The sequence below is a fragment of the Kitasatospora sp. NPDC097605 genome (assembly GCF_040302725.1).
In the GTDB taxonomy this organism is placed as follows: Bacteria; Actinomycetota; Actinomycetes; order Streptomycetales; family Streptomycetaceae; genus Kitasatospora.
Window position 1 is genome coordinate 216,909 of record NZ_JBEOSF010000006.1, and the last position, 22,120, is coordinate 239,028.

The following is a 22,120-nucleotide window of genomic DNA, read 5'->3' on the forward strand; positions in this document are numbered from 1 at the left end:
GTGGTCCGCACCCGCTGGTGGCCGCTGCTGCTCGCGGTGCTGCTCTCCTCCGCGCTCACCGCGACGGTCACGCTCGCGCTCGCCCCGGAGCGCGGACGGGCCACCGCCACCGCGCGCACCACCTCGGAGTACCCGCCGGGCCGGGACGCGATGCCCACCGAGTCCTGCGGAGGGCAGAAGGCCGGGTACGGCTGCGAGCACAAGGACCCCAACGACAGCGGCTGCTGGGACAGCCACGCGGAACAGGGCCACCTCACCGAGATCATGGACGGCGAGGAGGTGGTCGGCAAGCTCGTCAACTGGTACTCGCCGCGTTGCGGAACCAACTGGGGCGCACTGCACATCCGTTCGGGGTGGAGCGGGCGGCTGACGGTCAGCTCACCGACCGACCGGGTGTGCTTCCCGGAGGACTGCACGTCCATGAACGGCAAGACACCGCCGTTCTGGACCCGGATGGTGTTCGGGATGAACCGGCCGGTCGCCGTCCGCGGCGAGGTGACGTTCCCCGACGGGCAGGTGCGGACGATCGTCGCCGACAGCACCTGAGCCGGCCCGCCCCGGGCGTGGACGTGGTCACCCGGGCCGGACGAGCTGGACGCCGAACGGCTCGCCGGCGACGTCCACCACCCGGCCGCGCAGCCAGGTGGCGCGCACGACACCGGTGAGTCTGCGGCCCGCGTACGGGGTGACCGGGTGGTGGTGGTGCAACTCGGCGGCGTGGACCGTGAACTCGGCGCCCGGGTCGAACGCCACCAGGTCGGCGTCACGGCCGACCGCGACGGCGCCCTTCCGCCCGTCGAGGCCGGCCAGCCGGGCCGCTCCCGCGGACATCCAGCCGGCCACCTCGGCGAGGGTGCGGCCGCGCCGCCGGGCCTCGGTCCACACCGCCGGCAGGCCGAGCTGGAGGGAGGCGATGCCGCCCCAGGCCGCCGCGAAGTCCCCGCTGCCGCCGCGCTCGGGCAGCAGCTTGAGGTCAGGGGTGGACGGCGAGTGGTCGGAGACGACGGCAGCGAACTCCCCTGCCGCCAGGGCCTCCCAGAGCGCGTCCCGGTTGGCCTCGTCGCGGATCGGTGGGCAGCACTTGAACGCGGTGCCGCCGTCCGGGATGTGCTCGGCGGCCAGGGTCAGGTAGTGCGGGCAGGTCTCGGCGGTGACGTCGACGCCCTCCGCGCGGGCCCGGCGCAGCAGCGGCAGCACCGCCGCCGAGGAGACGTGCAGGACGTGCACCCGGGCGCCGGTTCGGCGGGCCGCCGCCAGCAGCCGGGCGACGGCGGCGCTCTCCGCGCCGTCGGGGCGGGAGGCGAGGAAGTCCCGGTAGTGGACGCCGGGTTGCCGCGGCGCGGCGGCCAGCACGGCCGGGTCCTCGGCGTGGACGACGGCCAGCGCCCCGAGCCGGGCCTGCTCGGCGAGCGCGGCCTCCAGCCCGGCCGGCTCCAGGTGCGGGAACTCGTCGACGCCGCTCGGCACGAGGAAGGACTTGAAGCCGAACACGCCCGCGCGGTGCAGGGGTTCGAGGTCGGCGAGGTTTCCGGGGACGGCGCCGCCCCAGAAGCCGAGGTCCACCCAGGCCCGGCCCTCGGCGGCCTTCCGCTTGGCCTCCAGGGCGGCGAGGGTGGTGGTGGGAGGAATCGAGTTGAGCGGCATGTCGACGATGGTGGTGACGCCGCCGGCCGCGGCGGCGCGGGTGGCGGTGGCGAAGCCCTCCCACTCGGTGCGGCCGGGCTCGTTGACGTGCACGTGGGTGTCGACCAGGCCGGGCAGCAGGGCGGTGTCACCGAGGTCGGTCAGCCGGGCCCCGTCGGGCGGGAGGGAGCCGTGCGCGGCGATCCGTGCGATCCTGCCGCCGCTGACCAGCACGTCCGCGGGGCGCTCGCCGTCCGGCAGCACCACCCGGCGGGAGCGGATCACCTCGGTCTCACTGTGGTGCATCGGAGGCCTCCGAAGCCTGAACGAGGGGCGGGGTGCGTCGAAGGGTGGGCCGGAGATCCTAGGACCGCCCTCGACAGGACGTCAATGGAGGGGACGCCGGGCGCGGGGGCCGCTACCCGCGCAGCAGGTCCGCCGCCAGCCGCTCCCCCGCGAGCTCGGCCAGCTCCCCGGCCCTGGCCAGGCCTTCGGCCGGGTGCCCGGCCAACTCTCCGAGCGCGTAGGCGGCGACGAAGCCGGCCGCCCGCCACGCGCGTTCGGACAGCTCCACCCGCCCCGCCACGGCGGCCACCGGGACCCCCGCCGCGACGGCCGCCGCCGCCACCCCGGCGGGCGCCTTGCCGTGGAGGGTCTGCGCGTCCAGGCAGCCCTCGCCGGTGACGACCAGGCGTGCGCCGCGCACCGCCTGCTCGAAGCCCAGCAGGTCGAGCAGGAAGTCGATGCCGGGCCGCACCGTGGCGCCCAGCAGGGCGAGCGCGGCGAAGCCGACGCCGCCCGCCGCGCCGGCCCCGGGGGCGTCGCGGACGTCCCGGCCGACCGCGGCGCCGACCACGTCGGCGAACCGGGTCAGGCCCTCCTCCAGCACCGCCAGGTCCTCGCCGCTCGCGCCCTTCTGCGGGCCGTAGACGGCGGCGGCGCCGCGCGGGCCGAGCAGCGGGTTGTCGACGTCGCAGGCCACGATGACCTCGACGCCCTCCAGGGTGCGGGCCAGGGGGCCGGGGTCGATCCGCGCCAACCGTCGCAACGCGGCTCCACCGGAGGGCAGTTCGGCGCCGTCGCCGTCCAGCAGCGACACGCCCAGCGCCTGGAGCAGACCGGCCCCTCCGTCGGTGCTCGCGCTGCCACCGAGGCCGAGCACGATCCGCCGCGCGCCCCCGCCGAGCGCCCGGCCGATCAGCTGGCCGACCCCGTAGGTGCCGGCCACCAGCGGGGCGGGCCGGCCACCGGGGAGCCGGGCCAGGCCGGCGGCCTGGGCGAGTTCGACCACGGCGGTGTCGCCACGGACGGCGAACGCGCCGTCCACCGGCAGGCCGGTGGGGCCGTCCACCTCGGCGGGGACCCTGGCGAACCCGGCGGCGAGGGCGGCGGCCAGCGTGCCCTCGCCGCCGTCGGCGACCGGCAGCTCGCGCACCTCGACACCGGGAACGGCGCGGCGGATGCCGGCGGCGATCCGGGCCGCCGCCTCGGCGGCCTCCAGGGTGCCCTTGAACTTGTCGGGAGCCACGACCACATGGCCCTGGCGGGAGCTGGCGGGCATGACGTGGGCCTCACTTCCGGACCGGCTGGCGCTGTCCCTCAAGCATCGACGACTGACAACTGACAGCTGACAGATTTCAGATTTCAGCCGACAGATAACAGATAACAGATTCTGTCAGCTGTCATTCCGCCAACCGCCCGAGCCCCCGATCGTTAGAGTGAGCAGGTGCGATTGATGGTGGAGTTCACGACGGAACCGTTCGAACTGGAAACGTTCCCGCCGCACGCCGCGGCGGCCCGCCAAGCGGTCGACGAGGCCGGACTGGCGGCCTCGGTCGGCCCGTTCGGCACCGGCGCCGAGGGCGAGGCGGACCAAGTCCTGGCCGCCGTGACCGCGCTGCTCCGACAGAGCCTGGACGCCGGCGCGACCCGCATCTCGCTCCAGGTCAGCGTGCTCGGCCGGACCGACGACAGCGCGGCCGCGGAAGGCGACAGGCCGTGACCGACCAGCCGCAGCACCCGCTCGCCACAGCCCTCAAACCACTCCTCGACGCGGTCGGCGCGACGCCCGTCCCGCTGGCCGAGGCGAGGCCCGAGGACGTCGTCCTGGAGTGGGAGGGCGAACGCGCACTGGCCGTCCGCCTGCCGCACCTCGGCAACGCCCTGGACCGCCTCCTCGCCGAGATGACCCGCCAGTTCGACGGCCGCCCCCTGGCCGACCTGGAACGCGCCGAGAAGCAGCGCGTCGTCGCCCTCCTGGAGGAACGCGGCGCCTTCACCGTCCGCCACGGCGTCGAAACGGTCGCCACAGCCCTCGGCGTCAGCCGCTTCACCGTCTACAACTACCTCAACCGCCAGGACGGCTCTACTGGCACAACATCCAAATAAACCTGGGCACTTAGGAAGGCCGGCGCGTACCGACACACCGGCCTTCTCACGTTTTCTCCCACGTGCCCGCAGGGGTCACCAGAAGCCCGAGAAGCACAGGCGCCGGCGGCGCCCGTTCCTTGATCGCTGAGGCGCGAAGCGCTCGCTTACGAAAGCCAGACGCCCCGCAAGGGGGTCTGAGTGGAGCGCGGAGCCAGGCAAGGGGCCGAGTCTGAGGCAGCGCCCGCGCCCCACGGTAGAGTAGCCGCTCAGTTGGACCCAAGTATGGATGACATGTTTCAGCCAGCTTTAATGTAGTGAGCCCAGTATAAAACAAATGCTAGAGCCAAAAGCGCGAATAGTTCTACCATAAGAAATGTCTGACGAGTTCGCCTCAGCCACATACTCAATGTGGAACTGTCCCTGACAAGTAGGAATGAGGCGGCAAAGGCAACGGGGATTAGGACAACCGCAGCATCCTTTGCAGTGAGATTGTGCCCGAGGGTTTCCCCCGCCTCGTCTGCGATAAATCCGTCGACCACTCCGCGATTAATTAGTAGGCCGATGGCGACGCCTGTGATTAGGATGGTTAACCAAAGCATGCCCGATTGGATTCTCGTCAAGCGCAATGGACACTTGATATAAATTCGCCCCGGCCTTCCCCTTGTTGAGTCTTGCCGAAAATACAGTTCAAACGTGCTCTCCTCCTCGTCAACTTCACCTTCAACGGGCCTCCTCGCCGTCTCGTCAAATACGACTGGGCGCCCCTTTAGACGAACTGCCATGTCTTCAATACGGATACTTACGTGGTTAGTCTCAGCATCTGCGTATGCGACCATTTGCCAAGCTTGTTCGAGAAGTTCTCGTGGTGACCGCGTCTCGCGATTCAGCCTTCTTTTGGGCGTGAAGTAGATTGCCCGTTTCTCCCGCACGGCGATAGTGAACGGGCTCTTGAGAGGGATTGTGCATCTGGCGAATGTCATCCAACGATGCCCGTAGCCGAAGTACGCCGTGAGGAATATTCTGGCAGCCGCCTCGCGCACTGCCTGCTGCTCATCCCTGCCGATGTCGCCAGTTCTCGGCTTCGCACTTGCAATTGCATCGGCTGTGGCCACTGCCGTTTGAAGATAGCTAAGCAGCTTGGTGACATCCTGCAGAGCAGGCTCAACTGCCGGCCTGCGCTCTCTCAACTCCTGAAAGAAGTAGGGAAGACAGATAAGAGGATTCTCCGACCCACTTGCATAGTCGTTAAGAACGTACCCCTTAGCAATATTGCCAATTGCCAGGGAATATGCCTTCCATTTATCATAATGGCCGCTCAGCCCTCGCTGCGGGATTCCCGATGCCTGTTCAGTCAGGTACTCAAAGTTGCGATCCGCGGGAAACCTGCAGTTACCCGCCCTCCGCTGCATAACCTGCTCATACGGACTGGATGGAAAATAGAAGAGGAACGTAAGAAAGTCAACCAAATGGAGAGGCTCCCCCGCTTCCCCCACCTTTTCTTCCGCCGGCATCAGCCCAATTGCTTCATGCCTGGCTAGGTCAATGACGTGCCGAGCTTGAATTCTTGCACCTTCGTCCCGAGAAACCCGATAGACGCGCTTTTCTGCGACAGTGATCCTCAGGTCAAGAACAGGGAGCTGAGGTAGCTCTGTGATTGGAAGCACCAGGTCGATCTCGTCCGGAATTCTTCTAAGCCGTTTTCCCCATACGCTCGATAGTGCAGCTCTAATCTCATCATTCTCAGTCATCACGTCAATGAGCGGCTTAACATGGATCTCGCGGTCTCGCTCCGACCAAAAAGCGCTCGATAGCTCAACGCGCTCAATAGCACGCAACCGCCATGCTGGCATGTCGGATAGGAGCGCCTTAGCCACATCATCAAGTTGCTGCTGGGACGATCTCTTCATTGGTGCGTTTCCTAGCCTGTTCTCCGTGACATCAGCGATCTGTCACCGAGCAGCTCATACCCAGCCCAGTAGCCATTGACTGCTCCTTCATCCCAATAGCGCACTCCTTCCACCTGAGTGGACGTGTTGAGATCCGATGATTCTGGTCGTACCGGCCGCCGGCCCGCCCAGCGGAGAACATGGGGTCGTCGCGATATATGGCCGTCGCGCAGTTCAGGTGCAGCGCGGAGGTCTGGCAGCCACGCAGCAACCGCCAGGACGGTTCGAAGTCGAACTGACCGGGATCCGCCCCGGCGAGGCACACTGGTGACCAGGCCCGCGGGGAGGTGCGGGCGGCTGTCGTTCAACAAAGTGTTGACGGTCTGAGTCCGCCGATCTAGCTTGTGCGGGTGGCTTCATTCCCCAGGAGGTCCACTCGTGACCGACCGCGCCCGTGCCCTTGACGCCCTGGCGGCCGTCGATGCCGTCGGGCTGAGGGCGGTCCTGCTGGAGGTCTGTGCCAGCCCCGCGTGGGCCGAGGCCGTCGCGGCGGGGCGGCCGTGGCCGGATCGCCGGGCGCTGCTCGACGCCAATGCCGAGGCGGTGGCGGCGCTCACCTCCGCCGATCTGCGGGACGCGATGGCCGGGCACGCCCGGATCGGCGCGACCGAGGCGGGCGGCTCCGCCTCCGCGCGGGAGCAGGCCGGGGTGCGGGGGGCCGACGAGGCCGTGCTCGACGAGCTGCGCCGGGCGAACGCCGCCTACGAGGCCAGGTTCGGCCATGTGTTCCTGATCTGCGCCACCGGCCGCACCGCGGCCGGCATGCTCGCCGCCCTGCGCGAGCGACTCACCAACGACCCCGCCACCGAGACCGAGATCACCCGGGGTGAACTCCGGAAGATCAACGACCTTCGCCTCACCCGCCTGCTGGAGGGTGATTGACGCTCGGTCACCGACGACTCCCACCAGTAAGGTCACCTCACCCATGACCGGCATCTCCACCCATGTGCTCGACACCAGCCTCGGCCACCCCGCCGGGGGCGTCCCGGTCGAGCTCGCGCTGCGCACCGAGGACGGCTGGCAGGTGCTCGGGGCCTCCGCCACCGACTCCGACGGCCGGGTCGGCGACCTGCCGGCCGTGGAGGCGGGATCGGTCGTCCGGCTGCGCTTCGACACCGCCGCGTACTTCGCGCGGACGACCGAGGACCCGCCGTTCTTCCCGGAGGTCGCGATCGTCCTCACGGTCGCGCCCGACCAGCACCACTACCACGTGCCGTTGCTGTTGAACCCGTTCGGCTACTCGGTCTACCGAGGAAGCTAGACCGCCCCATCGACAGACCCATGGACAGGGGAGTCACGTCATGGCCCACGTGCTCGGTCAGAACCAGTACGGCAAGGCGGAGAACCGCATCGTCCGCGTCCACCGGGACTCCTCCCGCCACGAGATCAAGGACCTGAACATCTCGGTCTCCCTCTCCGGCGCGTTCGAGGACGTCCACCGCACCGGGTCCAACGCCAACTGCCTGCCGACCGACACCGCCAAGAACACCGTCTACGCCTTCGCCAAGAAGTACGGCATCGACTCCGCCGAGGCCTTCGGCATCCTGCTGGCCCGGCACTTCGTGGACGACACCGAGCGCGGCGTCGTCCACCGGGCCCGGATCCGGATCGAGGAGTACGCCTGGGACCGGATCCGCACCACCGGCCCCGAAGAGCAGGGGCAGGAGGCCGGCCACTCCTTCGTCCGCAGCGGCCAGGAGGTCCGCACCGCCGAGATCGGCTACGACGGCCGGTCCCTCCAGGTGATCTCCGGCCTCAAGGACCTGGTCGTGCTGAACTCCACCGACTCGGAGTTCTGGGGCTACCTCAAGGACGGCTACACCACCCTCCAGGAGGCCTACGACCGGATCCTCGCCACCCAGGTCACCGCCCGCTGGAAGTACCGCTACACCGGTCGCGCCGACGAGGCCGAGCCGCACTGGGACCGCTGCTACGCCCAGGTCAAACGGCAGTTGCTGGAGGCCTTCGCCGGGACCTACTCCTACTCCCTGCAGCAGACCCTGCACGCGATGGGCACCCACGTCCTCGACGACAGCGCCGAGGTCGACGAGGTCCGCCTCGAACTCCCCAACAAGCACCACTTCCTGGTCGACCTGGCGCCGTTCGGCCTGAAGAACGACAACGAGGTCTACTACGCCGCCGACCGGATGTACGGCCTCATCGAGGGCACCGTGCACCGCGAGGGTGTCGTCCCGGTCATCCCGGTCGTCTGACCGAACCGCCCCACCCGGCGCCCCCGTTCACACTCCCTCCGGACTCCCCCTTGGAGCCACCATGGCAGTCCAGCCCCCGCCCGCCGGACGGCGGATCGTCATCGAGAACGCGGCGATCGCCACCGTCGACGCCCACGACACCGAATACGCCCGCGGCCACGTGGTGGTCCTCGGCAACCGGATCGAGTCGGTCGGCGACGGACCCGCCCCGCCGTGGCCGGAGGACACCGTGGCGCGCCGGATCGACGCCGAGGGCCACCTCCTCACCCCCGGCCTGGTCAACACCCACCACCACTTCTACCAGTGGATCACCCGAGGCCTCGCCCAGAACGACATCCTCTTCGACTGGCTGGTCGCCCTCTACCCGACCTGGGCGCGGATCGACGACCGGCTGGTGCACGCCGCCGCCCAGGGCTCCGCCGCCGCGCTGCTCAAGTCCGGCTGCACCACCGCCGCCGACCACCACTACGTCTTCCCCCGGGACGGCGGCGACATCCTCGGCGCCGAGATCGAGGCCGTGCGCGAACTCGGCCTGCGGTTCACCGCCTCGCGCGGCTCGATGGACCGGGGGAAGAAGGACGGCGGCCTGCCCCCGGACGACGCGGTCGAGGACCTCGACACCATCCTCACCGCCTCCGAGGAGGCCGTCGACCGCCACCACGACCCCTCCCCCGACTCCATGCTGCGGATCGTCCTCGCGCCCTGCTCGCCGTTCTCGGTCTCCACCCGGCTGATGCGCGAGTCCGCCGAACTCGCCCGCCGCAAGGGCGTCCGGCTGCACACCCACGGTTCCGAGACGGCCGAGGAGGCGGAGTTCTGCGAGGAGCTGTTCGGCATGGGCCCCACCGACTACTTCGCGTCGGTCGGCTGGCTCGGCGAGGACGTCTGGATGGCGCACTGCGTCCACCTGGACGACTCCGACATCGCCAAGTTCGCCGAGACCGGCACCGGCGTCGCCCACTGCCCGTCCTCCAACGCCCGCCTGGCCGCCGGGACGGCGCGGGTGCCCGACCTGCTGGCGGCCGGCGTCCCGGTCGGCCTCGGCGTCGACGGCACCGCCTCCAACGAGTCCGGCGAACTCGGCACCGAACTGCGCAACGCCCTGCTGATCAACCGCCTGCACGGCTCGCCCCGGGCGCTCACCGCCCGCCAGGCGCTGCGGCTCGGCACCATGGGCGGCGCCCGGGTGCTCGGGCGGCAGGACGAGATCGGCTCGATCGAGGCCGGCAAGCTCGCCGACCTCGCGCTGTGGAAGGTCGACGGCCTCATGCACTCCTCGATCGCCGACCCGGTCGCCGCGCTCGTCCTCGGCGCGCTGCCGCCGCTGGCCGTCCTGCTCGTCAACGGCAACACCGTCGTCGAGCAGGGACGGCTGACCACGGTGCCCGAGGAGCGGATCGCCCGGGCCTGCGCCCGGGCCGCCAAGGAGCTGGCCGAGCGGGCGAACTGACGCACCGTCGGAGAGATGGACGGGCGCCGGCGTCCACCTCCCGTGGGTCGCCGGCACCCGTCCCGCTCACGGGGTCGTCGGCGCGGGCGCTCCCACCGGCCCCCGTTCACGGCCGGCAGAAGCGCGGGCCCAGCAGGGGGCTCGGCCCGGCAGGGGGATCAGCCCGGTAGGGGGCTCAGCCCAGGAGGGGGCTCAGCCCGGTAGGGGGCTCAGCCCAGCAGGGGCAGCGCGGGCAGGGTCAGGAAGTCCACGAACTCCTCGTCCAGGGCGACCTGTTCGAAGAGCCGCGCGGCCTCGTCCCAGCGCCCGGCGGCGTAGGCCTTCTCGCCGAGCCCGGCCCGCAGCCGCGTCAGCTCCTCGGCGACCAGCCGGCGGACCAGGTCGGCGGTGGCCGGCTCACCGGTGTCGGCGAGGACGACGTCGTTGTGGATCCACTGCCAGATCTGCGAGCGGGAGATCTCGGCGGTGGCGACGTCCTCCATCATGTCGAAGACGGCGACCGCGCCGAGGCCGCGCAGCCAGGCCTCGATGTAGCGGAGGCCGACCTGGACGGCGTTGTGCAGCCCGTGGCGGGTGCAGCTGCCGCCCGCGCCGGCGATGTCGAGCAGCTGTGCGGCGGTGACCGGTCCGGCCGGTCCGGGCACGTCCTTCTGGTGCGGGCGCTTCCCGAGCACGGCGTCGAAGGACGCCCGGGCGACCGGGACCAGGTCGGGGTGGGCGACCCAGGAGCCGTCGAAGCCCTGCCCGGCCTCGCGGTCCTTGTCGGCCTTGACCTTCTCCAGGGCGGCCGCGTTGACCTCGGGATCCTTGCGGCTGGGGATGAAGGCGGCCATGCCGCCGATCGCGTGGGCGCCGCGCCGGTGGCAGGTCCGCACCAGCAGCCGGGTGTAGGCGGCCATGAACGGGGAGGCCATGGTGACGGTGTTGCGGTCCGGCAGGATGTAGTGGGCGCCGGCGTCGCGGAAGTTCTTGACGAGGGAGAACAGGTAGTCCCAGCGGCCGGCGTTGAGCCCGGCGGCGTGGTCGCGCAGTTCGAAGAGGATCTCGTCCATCTCGAACGCGGCGGTGACGGTCTCGATGAGCACGGTGGCGCGGATGGTTCCGTGCGGGATGCCGAGCGCGGCCTGGGCGTGGGTGAAGACGTCGTTCCAGAGCCTGGCCTCCAGGTGGCTCTCGGTCTTCGGGAGGTAGAAGTAGGGCCCGGAGTTGGGGTCGTCCGCGCCTCGGGCGAGCAGCCGGGCGGCGTTGTGGAAGAAGTAGAGGCCGAAGTCGAGGAGCGCGCCGGCCACCGGTTCGCCGTCGACCAGCAGGTGCTTCTCGTCGAGGTGCCAGCCGCGCGGACGGACCACGACGGTGGCGAGTTCGGCGGCGGGCCCGAGGGTGTAGGCCTTGCCGGCGGGGGTGGTGAAGTCGATCCGCCCCTCGAAGGCGTCGATCAGGTTGACCTGGCCGCCGATGACGTTCTCCCAGGTGGGGGCGGTGGCGTCCTCGAAGTCGGCGAGCCAGACCTTCGCGCCGGAGTTGAGCGCGTTGATCGCCATCTTCCGGTCGGTGGGCCCGGTGATCTCGACCCGGCGGTCCTGGAGCGCCCGGGGTGCCTCGGCGACCCGCCAGTCGGCGGCGCGGACGTCGGCCGTCCCGGGGAGGAAGTCCAGGGTGCCGGTGCGGGCGATCTCGACGCGGCGCTCCCGGCGGCGGGCGAGCAGCTCCCGTCGCCGGCCCTCGAACGCCCGGTGCAGGCCGGCGACGAAGGCGAGCGCCTGCGGGGTGAGCACCTCCTCGGCGCGGTCGACCCGCGGGCCCGCGACCGTGACGGCCGCGGTGACGCGAGACGCGCCGGTTCCCTGATCTCCAGCCATGAGCGGGACACTCCTAGGTGAAGGGCGTGATTCTGTAAGGTGGAGACTAGTTTCCGCAATGCAGAATTCCAACGGTTGTTGCGGCGATCGCCGGGACGGCAGCCCGCTCCCCTCCTCCCCCTCCCCGACCGCGAAGGGAACGCCGGTGGCCCCGACCTCCTCCGACAGCGCCGAGAGAACGACGACGGAGCGCGCGAGCAGCGGGGTGCAGTCCGTCGAGCGGGCCTTCCAGCTGCTGGAGGCGCTCGCCGACGCCGGCGGCGTGGCCACGCTCAGCGAGCTGTCCACCTCCTCGGGGCTACCGATGCCGACCATCCACCGTCTGGTTCGTACCCTCGTCCAGCAGGGCTATGTCCGCCAGGACGCCACCCGCCGCTACACCCTCGGCCCCCGGCTGATCCGGCTCGGCGAGACCGCCGGCCGGCTGCTCGGCAGCTGGGCCCGCCCCTATCTGGCGGAGCTGATGGAGGCCACCGGCGAGACCGCCAACCTCGCGGTCCTGGAGGGCGGCGAGGTGGTGTACGTCGGCCAGGTGCAGTCGCGGCGCTCGATGCGGATGTTCACCGAGGTCGGCCGCCGGGCGCAGCCGCACTGCACCGGCGTCGGCAAGGCGCTGCTGGCGCAGCTGCCGGAGGAGGAGGCGCGCGCCGTCCTCGGCCCCGGTCCGCTGCCCGCGCACACCCCGCACACGGTGACCGACCCGCGGGAGCTGATGCGCCGGCTGGCCGAGGTGCGCGAGCGGGGCTACGTGGTCGACGACCAGGAGCAAGAGATCGGGGTGCGCTGCATCGCGCTCGCCGTCCCCGGCGCGCCGGCCCCGACGGCGCTGTCGGTCTCCGGCCCGGAGGCCCGGATCCGGGCGCTGGAGGAGCAGTCCGGCACGGCGTCCCTGGTGCCGGTGATGCAGGGGATCGCGACCCGGCTCGGGCAGGTCCTGGCCCCCTGACGTCCTCCTGGCGTCCTCCTGACGTCCCCCTGTGGTCCTGTGCGCCCCTCTGGCGGCCGCCCGTGCGACAGGCGTTCGCCCGTTCGAGCCACCCGAGGGCGGGTTGCCCCCGGGTTGCCCCGGCCCCGGCGGACCCGTCGGCGACGCTGGTCCGGACGCGGCCCGCGACGGCGCGGGGCGCCGGACACGGAGGGCAGGGTGAGCGGGATGGCCCGCAGCGGATCCGTTCGAGGTCTCCTCGGTAGGTCCCTGGCAGTGGGATGCGCGATGGCGGCGCTGGCCGCCGGACAGGCGTGGGCGGACACCTGCGCGCCGGACGGCGAGGCGCCCGCGCGGGGGGCGAGCGCCCCGGCCGCGGAGCCGGCGGCCGATCCGGGCACGGCGGACACGGGCGGGACGGCGGCGGACGGGGCGGAGGCGGGTGCGGCGGACGCGGGTGCGGCGGCCGATCCGGCTGCGGCGGGCCCGGGCGCGGCCGCCGACCCGGCCGCGGCGGACGCGAGTGCGGCGGGCCCGGGCGCGGCCGCCGACCCGGCCGCGGCCGCCCCGACGTCGGACTCCGACCTCTACGTGGTCCGGATGGACCCGGACGCCGCCTCGCCCGGCGGCACCACCACGGTGCACGCCTTCGTCGGCAACCGCGGCCGGGACACCACGGCCTCGCCGTTCACCCTCGTGGTCACCCTCCCCGAGGGCGTCACCGCCGAGGGCCCGTACTTCCCGGAGAACTGCTACGCGTTCCAGGAGGGCCACCGGGTGCGCTGCTCCTTCCCGGCCGGCCTGGAGCGGTTCCGCAGCGCGACCGCGCTCGTCACGGTCCGGCTGGCGAGCACCGTCCCCGCCCCCGGCACGCTGACCGGGGGCTGGGTGTCGGTGCGCGGCGCCGACGACTGCAACGACGAGAACAACAAGCAGCCGTTCGAGATCCAGGTCGTCGAGACGACCGATCCGCGCCCGGCCGCCTGACCCGCGGCTACCGGTAGACGCGGAGGTAGTCCGCGGCGAAGGTGATCGGCGCGGTGCCCCGGGGCGCGGGGTGGTTCGTCCCCGCGCTCACGGACAGGTTGAGGACCGGGTACGCGGACCAGTCGGCGCCGACGCCCTTGCCGTCCGAGTACACCTTGACCCCGTTGACGTACCAGTCGACGGACGTGGCGCCGTAGTGGGTGCCGATGGTGACCCAGCCGCCCTTCGCGATCGCCCCGGCGTCGAGGTGGGACCGGTGGCCCGGGTTCACGTGGTTGGCCAGCTCCAGCAGGTTCGGGCGGTCGGGGTGGTACTCGAAGGAGTCGACCTGCCCGCCGCCGTCCTTCCACGTCCACAGCGCCGGCCGGGCGCCGGTGCCGGCCGGCAGCTTGACCCGGGCCTCGGTGTAGTCGCCGGCCTTCACCCGGAAGCCCTCGGCGGAGTACTCGGTGGTGAGCAGCCCGGTGTCCCAGGACCGCTTGCCGTTCTCCAGCGTGCCGGTGCCCGGTTCGGCGGTGAAGGTGGCGACGCCGCCGGAGACGGTGACGTTGTCCTGGTCGAGCCGGTCGAGCCGGTCGCCGTCCGGGTCGTGGTCACCGTAGCGGTAGGCGCTGCTCCGGTCACCGGTCCAGCGGGAGCCGTAGGCGACCGGTCCGCTGAACTCCTCGGACCAGGACAGCTTCCTGTCCTTGAAAGGCGCGGCCGTGGCGGGGACGGTGGTGGCGGGGCCGGCGGCGGACACCACGAGCTCCTGGGAGGGCAGGTTGTGCCAGGCGCCGTCGCCGTCCTGCCAGAAGCCGAACCGGGTGTAGGTGCCGACCGGCAGGGTGCGCGGGCCGGTGGTGACCGAGAGGCCGCCCGGGCAGATCCGTGCGTCGCCGACGCTGCCGGGGAAGTCGAGGTTCCGTCCGGCCTCGTCGCGGACGGCGACGCCGACGGTCTTCGCGGTGAAGCAGGCCGAGGAGTGGAGGGTGAGCGAGGCGGTCGACTCCTTGCCCGCGACCAGGGTGGCCGGGGTGAGCGCGTCCTGGGTGACGGTGGGCCGGGCCTCGGCCCGCGCGCCGGTGACGGCCGGGATGCCGAACAGCGCGGCGCCGGTGACGGCGAGCAGCCCGGCGGCGGCGAAGGCGGCGGCGCGGCCCCGGCGGGAGGGGCGGGCGTGGCGGGGCGCGGGGCGGCGTCGACGGCCGAACGCGCGCCGGTCGGACCGGTTGGGCTGATCCGACGGGTCCGGCTCGTTCTGCTGGTCCGGCTCGTTCTGCTGGTCCGGCTCGTTCGGCTCGTTCGGCTCGTTCGGCTGGTCCGACTGATCCTGCTGGCCCGGCTGATCCTGCTGGTCCGGTCGACGGGGCTGATCGGACTGGGCCGGACGGTGCTGCGGGGCGGTGGGCATGGCCGTGGTCCTCTGCGACGCCTGCGAGGTGAGCTGTCGGATTCGGGCGCTGAGGTTGCCCGGCCGCCCGGGGAGCGGCTTCACCCCTAGCCACGGCCCGCGCGCGCAAGCGCACGGCCGGGGCACACTGACCTGGGTCCCCCGCTCCCGTCCGCTGTCGTGCTCGACTGCCGGCCGGCGGGTGGACAGGACTCGGCGTCCCGGCGGCGGGGCTCCACGGTGGCGGAGGCCCCTGCAGGCTAGGCAGTCCGTCCGGACACGGACAACTTCACCGGGGCCGTTGTCGCACAGCTCACACCGATTCGCCCGCGGAATGATCAACGGTGCAGCGGAGTGGATCAGTTGGGGCGGGGGCGCGTTCCGTGGGGCGTCGCGGCGGGTGGCGGGGCCGGTGGCGGGGTCGGCCGGGGTGGTGGATCCGGCGGGGAAAGTGCGCCGCGCGGGCGGGGTGGTCGGATAGGTTGGAACTCCGTCCGCGCCGCCCGACAAGGAGACCCGCCCCACCATGACCGCGCCCCTGCCCGCCTTCGCCGGCCGTACCTACCTGTTCCGGGTCGACAACGGCGCGGCCTTCCGCAACGCCTACTCGGCCGACGGCAAGCGGCTGCGCTGGGAGGGCCTCGGCGAGTCGGCGGGCCAGTGGGAGGACGTCACCCTGCACGTCGCCGAGGTCGGCCCGCAGCTGTACTTCGTGAGCTGGACCGAGGTGAGCGGCATCACCGTCAGCCACGTCATGGACCTGGCCCGGATGACGGTCCGCGCGTTCTGGACGTACGAGGGCGAGGGCGGCCGGGTCGGCGAGCTGCACACCGGGACGCTGGAGCAGGTGGTCTGAGCCCTCGGCCGCACCGCGACGCACCGCACCGCGACGCGCCGCATCACGCCGGGCCGCATCACGCCGGGCCGTCCGGAACAGGTCCGGGACAGGTCCGGAACAGGTCCGTCAGACCGACTGCCCGGCGGCCGGGACGACCAGGTGCTGGGAGATCCACTCCAGCGAGGACGGGAGCAGCCTGCTCCAGGTCTCGAAGTTGTGGCCACCGGTCTCCAGCATGCTGTAGGAGACCTTCATCGGGCTGTGCGCGGCGGCCACGAACGCCTCGGTGTCGCGCCGGTAGTCGCCGTCGCCCTCCCGGGTGCCGGCCAGCAGGACGGCGACCTCGGGCTGCGGCAGGTTCTTCAGCCGCCACATCAGGTCGGCCTCGTTGCGCCGCTGGGCGCTGCCCTTGAAGAGGTCGCCGGTGGTCGGGTCCTCGGCGGCCTGGTAGTAGCCGGAGAGCGAGACGGCGGTCGGGAAGACCTCCGGGTGGCGCATCGCCAGCTTGAGGGCGCAGTAGCCGCCGGTCGAGTTGCCCATGAACGCCCAGGCCTGCGGGTCGGTCGACACCCGGTAGGTCGCCTGGACCGCCGAGGGCACGTCCTTGGTGAAGTACGTCTCGGACTGCGCGCCGCCCGGGATGTCCTCGCACTCGGTGTCCTGCGGCAGCGCCGGCGAGGGGCGCACCAGCACCATCACGGTCGGCTGCATCCGGCCCTCCTGGAGCAGCTTGAGCGCCGCGCCCGGGTAGTTGAGCCGGGTGACCAGGTTCTTGGCGATGCCGGGGAAGCCGGTGCTGACGATCAGGACCGGGAACTGCTTCTGCGCGTACTCCGGCTGGAAGTACTGCGGCGGCAGGTACACGTACCCCTCGGTGGAGAGCCGGGTGGTGGCGCCGTCGATGCGGACCTCGCGGATCTCGCCGGACTTCCCGGGGTCGCGGCCGAGCGCCCCGCCGCCCTGCACCTCGGCGTGGCCGATGGTCTCGACGCGCAGCCGGCCGGAGGCGTCCACCTTGTTCTGGATGACCACCGGGCCGTTGTCGCCGGTGCCCAGCAGGTCGTCCCAACTGCTGTAGAACGCGAAGTAGTTGTTGGCCACCAGGCCGAGCGCGGCGAGCACGGTCAGCTGGGTGGCGAGCAGCGTGCCGATCCGGCCGAGGACGGCCTGCCAGCTCCGCTTCGACAGTCTCGGCCACAGCCAGACCGTTCCGGCCATCGCCGCGACGGCGATCAGGACGGTCAACGCCAGCACCTTGTGGCTCGTCAGACCCATGTTCCGCTTGCTCCCACGCCTCGTACTCCCCCGCTCCCGGGGGAAGGACACCCGGGAGGGCCGCCCCGGTTCCCCCCGTCCGTAGCGAGGCCGTCGCCCGGGCGCGACCACTCAGCCTAGCGTTTGCGCGGGCCGCACCGCCCCCGCCGACCAGCGGTGACGCCCTCGGCCTGGAGGAGGAGGCCACCCGGGGAGGGGGGTGACGCGGGCGCCGTCAGCTGACGCGGTCCCAGAGGCCGAGGCCCCCGGTGAGTTCGCGTACGCAGCGGGCGCCGAGTTCGCGGGGCGAGCCGGGGCCGGTCGCCGGGGCGCCGGAGAGCGCCCACTGCTCCAGGGCGACCCGGATGGCGGCGGTCGCGGCGGCGGCGGCCAGCCGGATCTCCAGGGGGTCGGTCCCCGGCGGGCAGCGGTCGGCGATCGCGGCCCGCAGCCGCTCCTCGGAGTCGGCGTGCACCCGCTGCCAGACCGAGGCGAGGCGGGGGTCGCGCAGCAGCTCGCGGGTCCAGTGCATGGCCTCGCCGGCCCGCGGGTCGACCGGGCTCAGCGACTCGGCCGCCGAGCGCTCCAGCGCCTCGCGGACCGGCAGGTCGGCGGCGCTCTCGGTGAACAGCCGCACCCAGCGCTCGCCGCCGGCCGCGAGCAGCGGGGCGACGGCGTCCTCCTTCTCTGAGAAGTAGCGGTAGAAGGTGCGCAGCGAGATGCCCGAGGCGTTGGCGATCTCCTCGGCGGTGGTGGCCTCGGCGCCGCGCGCGGCGAACAGTTCGGCCGCGGTCTGGGCGATCTCCAGCCGGGTGGTCTCACGACGGCGCTGGGTCAGGGTGGGGCGTCCGGTCACGGGATCAGCGTACGCGAGGCGGCACGTCGAGACTTTTTGGCACAACGTGCCATTCAGGCGTACCGTGCCAGTCATTGCATGAGCACGTGCCCCCTGAGCACGGAGAACGGAACGGAGTACCACCACCATGGAGCGCTTCACCGGACGGAACGTCCTGATCACCGGCGGCGGCTCGGGCATCGGCCAGGCCACCGTGCACCGGATCCTCGCCGAGGGCGGGCGGGTCGCCGCCGTCGACGTCAACGAGGACGGCCTGAAGGCCACCCTGGAGCGCGCCACCGCCGACGGCGTCGCCGACCGCCTCACCACGGCGGTCCTGGACGTGTCGGACGAGGCCGCGGTGCGGGCCGGCGTCGCGGAGGCCGTGGCCGCGCTCGGCGGTCTGGACGTGCTGGTCAACGCGGCCGGCATCCTGCGTTCCGCGCACACCCACGCGACCAGCCTGGAGTTCTGGAACAAGGTGCTCGCGGTCAACCTGACCGGCACCTTCCTGATGACCCGCGAGGCGCTGCCGGCGCTGCTCGCGGGCGGCAAGGGCGTGGTGGTGAACTTCAGCTCCACCTCGGCGACCTTCGCCCACCCCTACATGGCCGCCTACGCCGCGTCCAAGGGCGGCATCCAGTCCTTCACCCACGCGATCGCCGCCGAGTACGCCAAGCAGGGGCTGCGCGCCGTCTGCGTCGCGCCGGGCAGCATCGACAGCGGCATGACCAACAACCCCGGTCTGCCGGCGGACGTCGACTTCAGCCACTTCGCCAAGCTCACCCCGGCGATCGGCCAGGGCTTCGCGGGCCCGGAGACCGTGGCCGGCGTGATCGCCATGCTCGCCTCCGACGACGGCGCCTTCGTCACCGGCACCGAGCTGCGGATCGACGGCGGCACCCACATGTGAGGTGGCCGTGAGGCTCGACGCGGAATTCGGCGCCTGACTCTTCGCCCCGCCGACCATTCGGCGGGGCGAAGAGCCGCCTGACGGGAGGCGCGGGTCGGGGCGTGTGAGTGGCCCGGGCGTCGGCGGTGAGCCGCGAACGGGGCAGGCTCATCGCCTGCCGCAATCCGGCCGAGTGGCCGCCGGTCGTGCTCGCGGCGCGGCGCGGGCCGTTCATGCTTCCCGTGGCAGGAGCGAAAGCCTGCCGGCCGACCGGACCTGGCAGTGCCGGCACCGGGCGCCCCGCCGCGACCGAAGCGGAAGTCGGTGAATCGAAGTCTCGGGGGCGCGGCCATCAGGAGTGTCCACGGAGCCACGTTCACGTGGCCTACGTGACCGATGTCCGGATTCGTAGGCCTGGCTCACATATGTCCGCTTGATTCAGGGCACCCGGCCCGCCGCTGAGTGCGCGTCGGCGTCGGTTCAGATGCCGACGCCGGTTGTGCGCGCGATGCTCCGGCCAGCGCGACGGAGCAAAGTCGCCGGCTTCACGTCCCGCTCGACCTTCAGCAGGTAGCCGGCAGGCGAGGACGTCACGAGGGCATCGCGTTCGCGGGCCACTGCCTGCCTGGTGGCGAGAGCGGCGAAGGCGATGCCGGTGCTGACCGCTGTAGCGGGTCCACCGGCCAGCCATGCGAGCCCCGTACCCGAAACGGTCACCTCCGGCTTGATGGTGAGCGCCGTCACGATGGTGTTCAGCTTGAGGCCGTTCATCGCCTTGCGCAGCGACGCCAGCGGTTGGGCGATGGAGCGTTCGAAGGCCCCCTGGAGGTGGAGTTCGAAGGCTGCCCGGTCGGTGACTTCGCGTGTGGCGTTGGCGATGTCGGCGGCGGCCGCCTCGATGGCGGCGGCGAACGCGGTGAACTCGTCGGCGTACTGGGTCCGCAGACGCAGGATCTTCTCGGTCGGGACGTTCCGCAGGTCTGCGGGCAGGACGCACTGTACGGCCATGAGGGCGAGCCGCGACTGGGCCGCCTCGCGGCCGATCCGCGGTTCCGCTCGGTCCAGGAGGGTGTCGGCGACGCGTTCGCTGGACCATTCGCCTGTGGCGGTGAAGGCGTTGAGCTGATCGGTGACCGGTGCGAACGCGGTGCGACGAGCCAGTTCCTCGGTGATCGCGCACTTGTACGCCCATGCCACGGCTGGGTCGACGGCCAACCACCACACCAGCCGATCCCCGACGTACCCCCGCGCGCTCCGACGGGCGAGCCCGGCCTCCCGCAGGGCTTCCTGCAGCGCATCCGGCACTTCCTCCGGGTACAGCCCCGTCAGGGTGCGGGCGGTCGCTGAGAGTGCCGGAGCCGACTGCCACCGCTCGGTGAAGCGTCGTTCCCCCACGGCGAAGCGGGCGCGCAGCGCGTCAGTGTTCTCCCGGATCGCCGAGACGAAGGCGGGTGCGACCGCCTCGGCGGCCGGCTGCGGGTCGGTGGTCCTGAGGAACCCCGCGTCGTTCAACTCCTTGATGGCGTCGCGGTCCCGCACCGGGAAACCGGGCGGGACCACCCGCGCCAGATTCCTCCAGTACAGGGCCGCCGCCTTGGCCCACGACTCGTCGCGCAGGTGTACGTATGGGTAGTAGAGCCCCGTCTGCAACATCACTGAATCGCCTTCTTTCCCCTCCGGACAGCGACCGACCGTGGTCGAAGCCCCGCAGGATGCTATTCGACCGCCCTCCCGCCCGACGGTCCGGCTACCGGTGGAAGGCTTCGAGTCGACGAGAACGACGTGGGCGTGGATCGGCTTGATCCTGGCCGGCCGCGGGCGGGAGATCGGACACGACACCGCATCGGCGACCAGGGTGGGCCCGCCTCGGTGTTCGAGGTCCCGGCGATGACGGCGCCACCGGAGTGGCGACGTCGTCCCCGAGCTCGCCCGGCAGAGACCGCGAGCTGCTCTTCTGGCTTGATCGGGGGGCACGGTCTGAGCACGATGCTGAAAGGTAGGACTCGAGCGACCCGTCCGCCTTCGGTATGGCGCTCCCAGTGCGTCCCGGTGTCTCCCGTATCGGTGACCGGGACGCCGTTGCGGGCCTCGACGTGGGCGAGATCCTCTCAAAGATCGCGCTCGGCTTTCAGTTGACAGATGACAGGTACTGCCAGCTGTCAGCCCGTCGTGTGGGCTGTCCGCCACTCGGCCGCGAAGGCTCGGGACGGGTTGGCGGTGAGGAGTTGGTGGGGGGCGTCGGGGCCGAACTCGCGGGAGAGGCGGGGCGCGAGGGTGGTGAGGAGGTGGGTGGGGCCGGGGGCGTGGCGGGCGGTGCGGGTGGTGGTGTCGCCGCCGAGGAGCAGGCGGTCGGCGTGGCCGGCCTCCAGGAGGGCGGCCACCGTGTCGAAGAGGTGGTGGTCGGTCGCGTGGTGCGCGCGGGAGGGGCCGTCCAGCGCCAGAAAGGCTCCGGTGGCGGCGAGTTGGCGGTGCAGGCGGAGGTCGGGGTGCCGGTTGAGGTGCCCGAGGATCACCCGCCGGGGCGGGACGCCGTGGTGTTCGCAGAGCAGGTCGAGGACGTCCGGCGCGGCGGTGCCGAGTTCATGGTGGACGGCGATCGGCGCGCCGGTGGCGTGGTGGGCCTCGGCGGCGGCCGTCATGACCCGTCGGGTGTGGGCGTCCAGGCCGTGGAAGTCGCCGGCCACCTTGATCAGCCCGGCGCGGACACCCTCGGGCGCGCCATGCAGGCCGGTGGTGAGCTCGGCGGTGAAGAAACCGGTGAGTCCGGCGTAACGCCGTTCGAGGTCCGACGGGTCGTAGTGGACGGCCTGGTGGAGCCCGGTGGCCGCGACCAGGTGGACGCCGGTCGCCCGGGACAGCGCCGGCAGCGTGTCGGCCCGCCGGCCCATCCCGGCGGGTGTCCACTGGACGAACGCCCGGCCGCCGGCCGCCGCGAAGGCACGCAGCACCTGTTCGGCGGCGGCCGGATCGTCGAGTTCCTCGCCTGGCAGCCTGGGGCTGCGCAGGAAGAGGTGGTCATGGGCGTCGCAGACGCCGAGTTCGGCGGGGTCGACGTCGCCGAGGACGGTGCGGACGGTGCCGACGGCGGCGCTCATTCGGTCTCGGCGAAGGTGGCGGCGGCGACCCGCAGTCCGGCCAGGGCCTTGGGGACGCCGACGTAGGGCGCGAGGTGGACCAGGACCTCGGTGACCTCCACCTTGGTCAGGCCGATCCGCAGGCTGTTGCGCACGTGGTCGGCGAGCTGCGGTTCCACGCCGCCGAGCGCGGTGAGGGCGGCCAGGTTGGCCACCTGACGGTCGCGCAGGGCGAGTCCGGGCCGCTGGTAGGTGCCGCCGAACAGCGCGGTGACGATCCAGTCGGGGAAGCCGGGGGCGAGTTCGTCGAGCGGTCCCAGGGTGTCGGCCCGGGTCCTCGGCCCGACGAGCTCGTCGAGCAGGGCGTAGCCGGCGGCCCGGTCGAGCGGGGCGGCGGTGGGTTCGGCGGCGGTGGGTTCGGCGGCGGTGGGTTCGGCGGGGGTGGGTTCGGCGGGGGTGGCAGGGGCCGGGTTCATCGGGCG

The 22,120-nt window shown here is 71.9% G+C and carries 21 protein-coding genes and 1 riboswitch; of the genes, 11 read left to right on the forward strand and 10 right to left on the reverse strand.

Translation table 11 applies throughout. From position 1 onward, the window contains the following. The gene (locus tag ABTX81_RS09830) at nt 1-546 is read left to right on the forward strand and encodes a hypothetical protein (RefSeq protein WP_350542712.1); all 546 of its coding nucleotides are present in this window, start codon (nt 1-3) and stop codon (nt 544-546) included. A 27-nt stretch (nt 547-573) separates the two neighbouring features. On the opposite strand, the gene allB is transcribed toward ABTX81_RS09830, so the two are convergent. Together allB and ABTX81_RS09840 are read right to left on the reverse strand one after the other, a co-directional pair. Next, nucleotides 574-1,929: an allantoinase AllB gene (gene allB / locus ABTX81_RS09835; protein WP_350542713.1), complete on the reverse strand. Its 1,356-nt coding sequence runs from the start codon at nt 1,927-1,929 to the stop codon at nt 574-576. Nucleotides 1,930-2,041: 112 nt separating this feature from the next. Continuing rightward, nucleotides 2,042-3,184: a glycerate kinase gene (locus ABTX81_RS09840; RefSeq protein WP_350542714.1), complete on the reverse strand. Its 1,143-nt coding sequence runs from the start codon at nt 3,182-3,184 to the stop codon at nt 2,042-2,044. Nucleotides 3,185-3,349: 165 nt separating this feature from the next. On the opposite strand from ABTX81_RS09840, the gene ABTX81_RS09845 reads away from it, so the two are divergent. Both ABTX81_RS09845 and ABTX81_RS09850 read left to right on the forward strand, forming a co-directional pair. Next, nucleotides 3,350-3,625, forward strand: coding sequence for a thiamine-binding protein (locus ABTX81_RS09845; RefSeq protein WP_350542715.1), 276 nt, complete (start codon nt 3,350-3,352; stop codon nt 3,623-3,625). Then, nucleotides 3,622-4,011: a helix-turn-helix domain-containing protein gene (locus tag ABTX81_RS09850; protein WP_350542716.1), complete on the forward strand. Its 390-nt coding sequence runs from the start codon at nt 3,622-3,624 to the stop codon at nt 4,009-4,011. Before ABTX81_RS09845 ends, ABTX81_RS09850 begins: the two co-directional genes overlap by 4 nt. A 278-nt stretch (nt 4,012-4,289) precedes the next feature. On the opposite strand, the gene ABTX81_RS09855 is transcribed toward ABTX81_RS09850, so the two are convergent. Next, complete coding sequence (locus ABTX81_RS09855) at nt 4,290-5,900, reverse strand: hypothetical protein (RefSeq protein WP_350542717.1); 1,611 nt, start codon at nt 5,898-5,900, stop codon at nt 4,290-4,292. 417 nt (nt 5,901-6,317) lie between these two features. Here ABTX81_RS09855 and uraD point away from each other — a divergent pair, with 417 nt between their 5' ends. From uraD to ABTX81_RS09875, 4 genes are all read left to right on the forward strand, one after another. Continuing rightward, the gene (gene uraD, locus ABTX81_RS09860) at nt 6,318-6,821 is read left to right on the forward strand and encodes a 2-oxo-4-hydroxy-4-carboxy-5-ureidoimidazoline decarboxylase (RefSeq protein WP_350542718.1); all 504 of its coding nucleotides are present in this window, start codon (nt 6,318-6,320) and stop codon (nt 6,819-6,821) included. 43 nt (nt 6,822-6,864) lie between these two features. After that, the gene (uraH, locus tag ABTX81_RS09865; RefSeq protein WP_350542719.1) at nt 6,865-7,200 is read left to right on the forward strand and encodes a hydroxyisourate hydrolase; all 336 of its coding nucleotides are present in this window, start codon (nt 6,865-6,867) and stop codon (nt 7,198-7,200) included. A 40-nt stretch (nt 7,201-7,240) separates the two neighbouring features. Next, nucleotides 7,241-8,152, forward strand: a complete 912-nt coding sequence (pucL, locus tag ABTX81_RS09870) for a factor-independent urate hydroxylase (RefSeq protein ID WP_350542720.1) — start codon at nt 7,241-7,243, stop codon at nt 8,150-8,152. A gap of 61 nt (nt 8,153-8,213) precedes the next feature. Further along, on the forward strand, nt 8,214-9,602 hold the full coding sequence (locus tag ABTX81_RS09875; RefSeq protein ID WP_350542721.1) for an 8-oxoguanine deaminase: 1,389 nt from the start codon (nt 8,214-8,216) through the stop codon (nt 9,600-9,602). A 209-nt stretch (nt 9,603-9,811) separates the two neighbouring features. Here the strand turns inward: ABTX81_RS09875 and aceB are convergent, their stop codons facing one another. Further along, complete coding sequence (gene aceB / locus ABTX81_RS09880) at nt 9,812-11,461, reverse strand: malate synthase A (protein WP_350542722.1); 1,650 nt, start codon at nt 11,459-11,461, stop codon at nt 9,812-9,814. 145 nt (nt 11,462-11,606) lie between these two features. Between aceB and ABTX81_RS09885 the strand changes: the two genes are divergently transcribed. Beyond that, on the forward strand, nt 11,607-12,407 hold the full coding sequence (locus ABTX81_RS09885) for an IclR family transcriptional regulator (protein WP_350542723.1): 801 nt from the start codon (nt 11,607-11,609) through the stop codon (nt 12,405-12,407). Nucleotides 12,408-12,674: 267 nt separating this feature from the next. Next, a complete protein-coding gene (locus ABTX81_RS09890; RefSeq protein WP_350542724.1) occupies nt 12,675-13,373 on the forward strand; it encodes a hypothetical protein in 699 nt (232 codons plus the stop codon). 7 nt (nt 13,374-13,380) lie between these two features. On the opposite strand, the gene ABTX81_RS09895 is transcribed toward ABTX81_RS09890, so the two are convergent. After that, on the reverse strand, nt 13,381-14,766 hold the full coding sequence (locus ABTX81_RS09895; RefSeq protein WP_350542725.1) for a glycoside hydrolase family 16 protein: 1,386 nt from the start codon (nt 14,764-14,766) through the stop codon (nt 13,381-13,383). Nucleotides 14,767-14,771: 5 nt separating this feature from the next. Then, a riboswitch (cyclic di-AMP (ydaO/yuaA leader) is annotated at nt 14,772-14,895 on the reverse strand. Between the two features lie 376 nt (nt 14,896-15,271). Between ABTX81_RS09895 and ABTX81_RS09900 the strand changes: the two genes are divergently transcribed. Then, entirely contained in the window at nt 15,272-15,601 is a 330-nt protein-coding gene (locus ABTX81_RS09900) for a MoaF-related domain-containing protein (protein WP_350542726.1), read from the forward strand. 108 nt (nt 15,602-15,709) lie between these two features. On the opposite strand, the gene ABTX81_RS09905 is transcribed toward ABTX81_RS09900, so the two are convergent. Beyond that, nucleotides 15,710-16,858: an alpha/beta hydrolase gene (locus tag ABTX81_RS09905; protein ID WP_350542727.1), complete on the reverse strand. Its 1,149-nt coding sequence runs from the start codon at nt 16,856-16,858 to the stop codon at nt 15,710-15,712. Between the two features lie 214 nt (nt 16,859-17,072). Beyond that, on the reverse strand, nt 17,073-17,693 hold the full coding sequence (locus ABTX81_RS09910) for a TetR/AcrR family transcriptional regulator (protein WP_350542728.1): 621 nt from the start codon (nt 17,691-17,693) through the stop codon (nt 17,073-17,075). A 127-nt stretch (nt 17,694-17,820) separates the two neighbouring features. Here ABTX81_RS09910 and ABTX81_RS09915 point away from each other — a divergent pair, with 127 nt between their 5' ends. Continuing rightward, nucleotides 17,821-18,585, forward strand: a complete 765-nt coding sequence (locus ABTX81_RS09915; RefSeq protein WP_350542729.1) for an SDR family NAD(P)-dependent oxidoreductase — start codon at nt 17,821-17,823, stop codon at nt 18,583-18,585. Between the two features lie 459 nt (nt 18,586-19,044). On the opposite strand, the gene ABTX81_RS09920 is transcribed toward ABTX81_RS09915, so the two are convergent. From ABTX81_RS09920 to ABTX81_RS09930, 3 genes are all read right to left on the reverse strand, one after another. Beyond that, nucleotides 19,045-20,217, reverse strand: coding sequence for a DUF6236 family protein (locus ABTX81_RS09920; RefSeq protein ID WP_350542824.1), 1,173 nt, complete (start codon nt 20,215-20,217; stop codon nt 19,045-19,047). A gap of 506 nt (nt 20,218-20,723) precedes the next feature. After that, nucleotides 20,724-21,659 carry a phosphotriesterase family protein gene (locus ABTX81_RS09925; protein WP_350542730.1) on the reverse strand — a complete coding sequence of 312 codons (936 nt, stop codon included), beginning with the start codon at nt 21,657-21,659 and terminating at the stop codon, nt 20,724-20,726. Next, on the reverse strand, nt 21,656-22,114 hold the full coding sequence (locus ABTX81_RS09930; protein WP_350542731.1) for a carboxymuconolactone decarboxylase family protein: 459 nt from the start codon (nt 22,112-22,114) through the stop codon (nt 21,656-21,658). Before ABTX81_RS09930 ends, ABTX81_RS09925 begins: the two co-directional genes overlap by 4 nt. Nucleotides 22,115-22,120: the final 6 nt, after the last annotated feature.

What these genes read in the sequence shown, in the direction of transcription:
- ABTX81_RS09925 (WP_350542730.1), bottom strand. Translation starts at nt 21,659, where the DNA reads ATGAGCGCCGCCGTCGGCACCGTCCGCACCGTCCTCGGCGACGTCGAC.
- ABTX81_RS09930 (WP_350542731.1), bottom strand. Translation starts at nt 22,114, where the DNA reads ATGAACCCGGCCCCTGCCACCCCCGCCGAACCCACCCCCGCCGAACCC.
- aceB (WP_350542722.1), bottom strand. Translation starts at nt 11,461, where the DNA reads ATGGCTGGAGATCAGGGAACCGGCGCGTCTCGCGTCACCGCGGCCGTC.
- pucL (WP_350542720.1), top strand. Translation starts at nt 7,241, where the DNA reads ATGGCCCACGTGCTCGGTCAGAACCAGTACGGCAAGGCGGAGAACCGC.
- ABTX81_RS09895 (WP_350542725.1), bottom strand. Translation starts at nt 14,766, where the DNA reads ATGCCCACCGCCCCGCAGCACCGTCCGGCCCAGTCCGATCAGCCCCGT.
- ABTX81_RS09840 (WP_350542714.1), bottom strand. Translation starts at nt 3,184, where the DNA reads ATGCCCGCCAGCTCCCGCCAGGGCCATGTGGTCGTGGCTCCCGACAAG.
- ABTX81_RS09920 (WP_350542824.1), bottom strand. Translation starts at nt 20,217, where the DNA reads ATGTTGCAGACGGGGCTCTACTACCCATACGTACACCTGCGCGACGAG.
- allB (WP_350542713.1), bottom strand. Translation starts at nt 1,929, where the DNA reads ATGCACCACAGTGAGACCGAGGTGATCCGCTCCCGCCGGGTGGTGCTG.
- ABTX81_RS09915 (WP_350542729.1), top strand. Translation starts at nt 17,821, where the DNA reads ATGGAGCGCTTCACCGGACGGAACGTCCTGATCACCGGCGGCGGCTCG.
- ABTX81_RS09875 (WP_350542721.1), top strand. Translation starts at nt 8,214, where the DNA reads ATGGCAGTCCAGCCCCCGCCCGCCGGACGGCGGATCGTCATCGAGAAC.
- ABTX81_RS09855 (WP_350542717.1), bottom strand. Translation starts at nt 5,900, where the DNA reads ATGAAGAGATCGTCCCAGCAGCAACTTGATGATGTGGCTAAGGCGCTC.
- ABTX81_RS09890 (WP_350542724.1), top strand. Translation starts at nt 12,675, where the DNA reads ATGGCGGCGCTGGCCGCCGGACAGGCGTGGGCGGACACCTGCGCGCCG.
- ABTX81_RS09900 (WP_350542726.1), top strand. Translation starts at nt 15,272, where the DNA reads ATGACCGCGCCCCTGCCCGCCTTCGCCGGCCGTACCTACCTGTTCCGG.
- ABTX81_RS09905 (WP_350542727.1), bottom strand. Translation starts at nt 16,858, where the DNA reads ATGGGTCTGACGAGCCACAAGGTGCTGGCGTTGACCGTCCTGATCGCC.
- uraH (WP_350542719.1), top strand. Translation starts at nt 6,865, where the DNA reads ATGACCGGCATCTCCACCCATGTGCTCGACACCAGCCTCGGCCACCCC.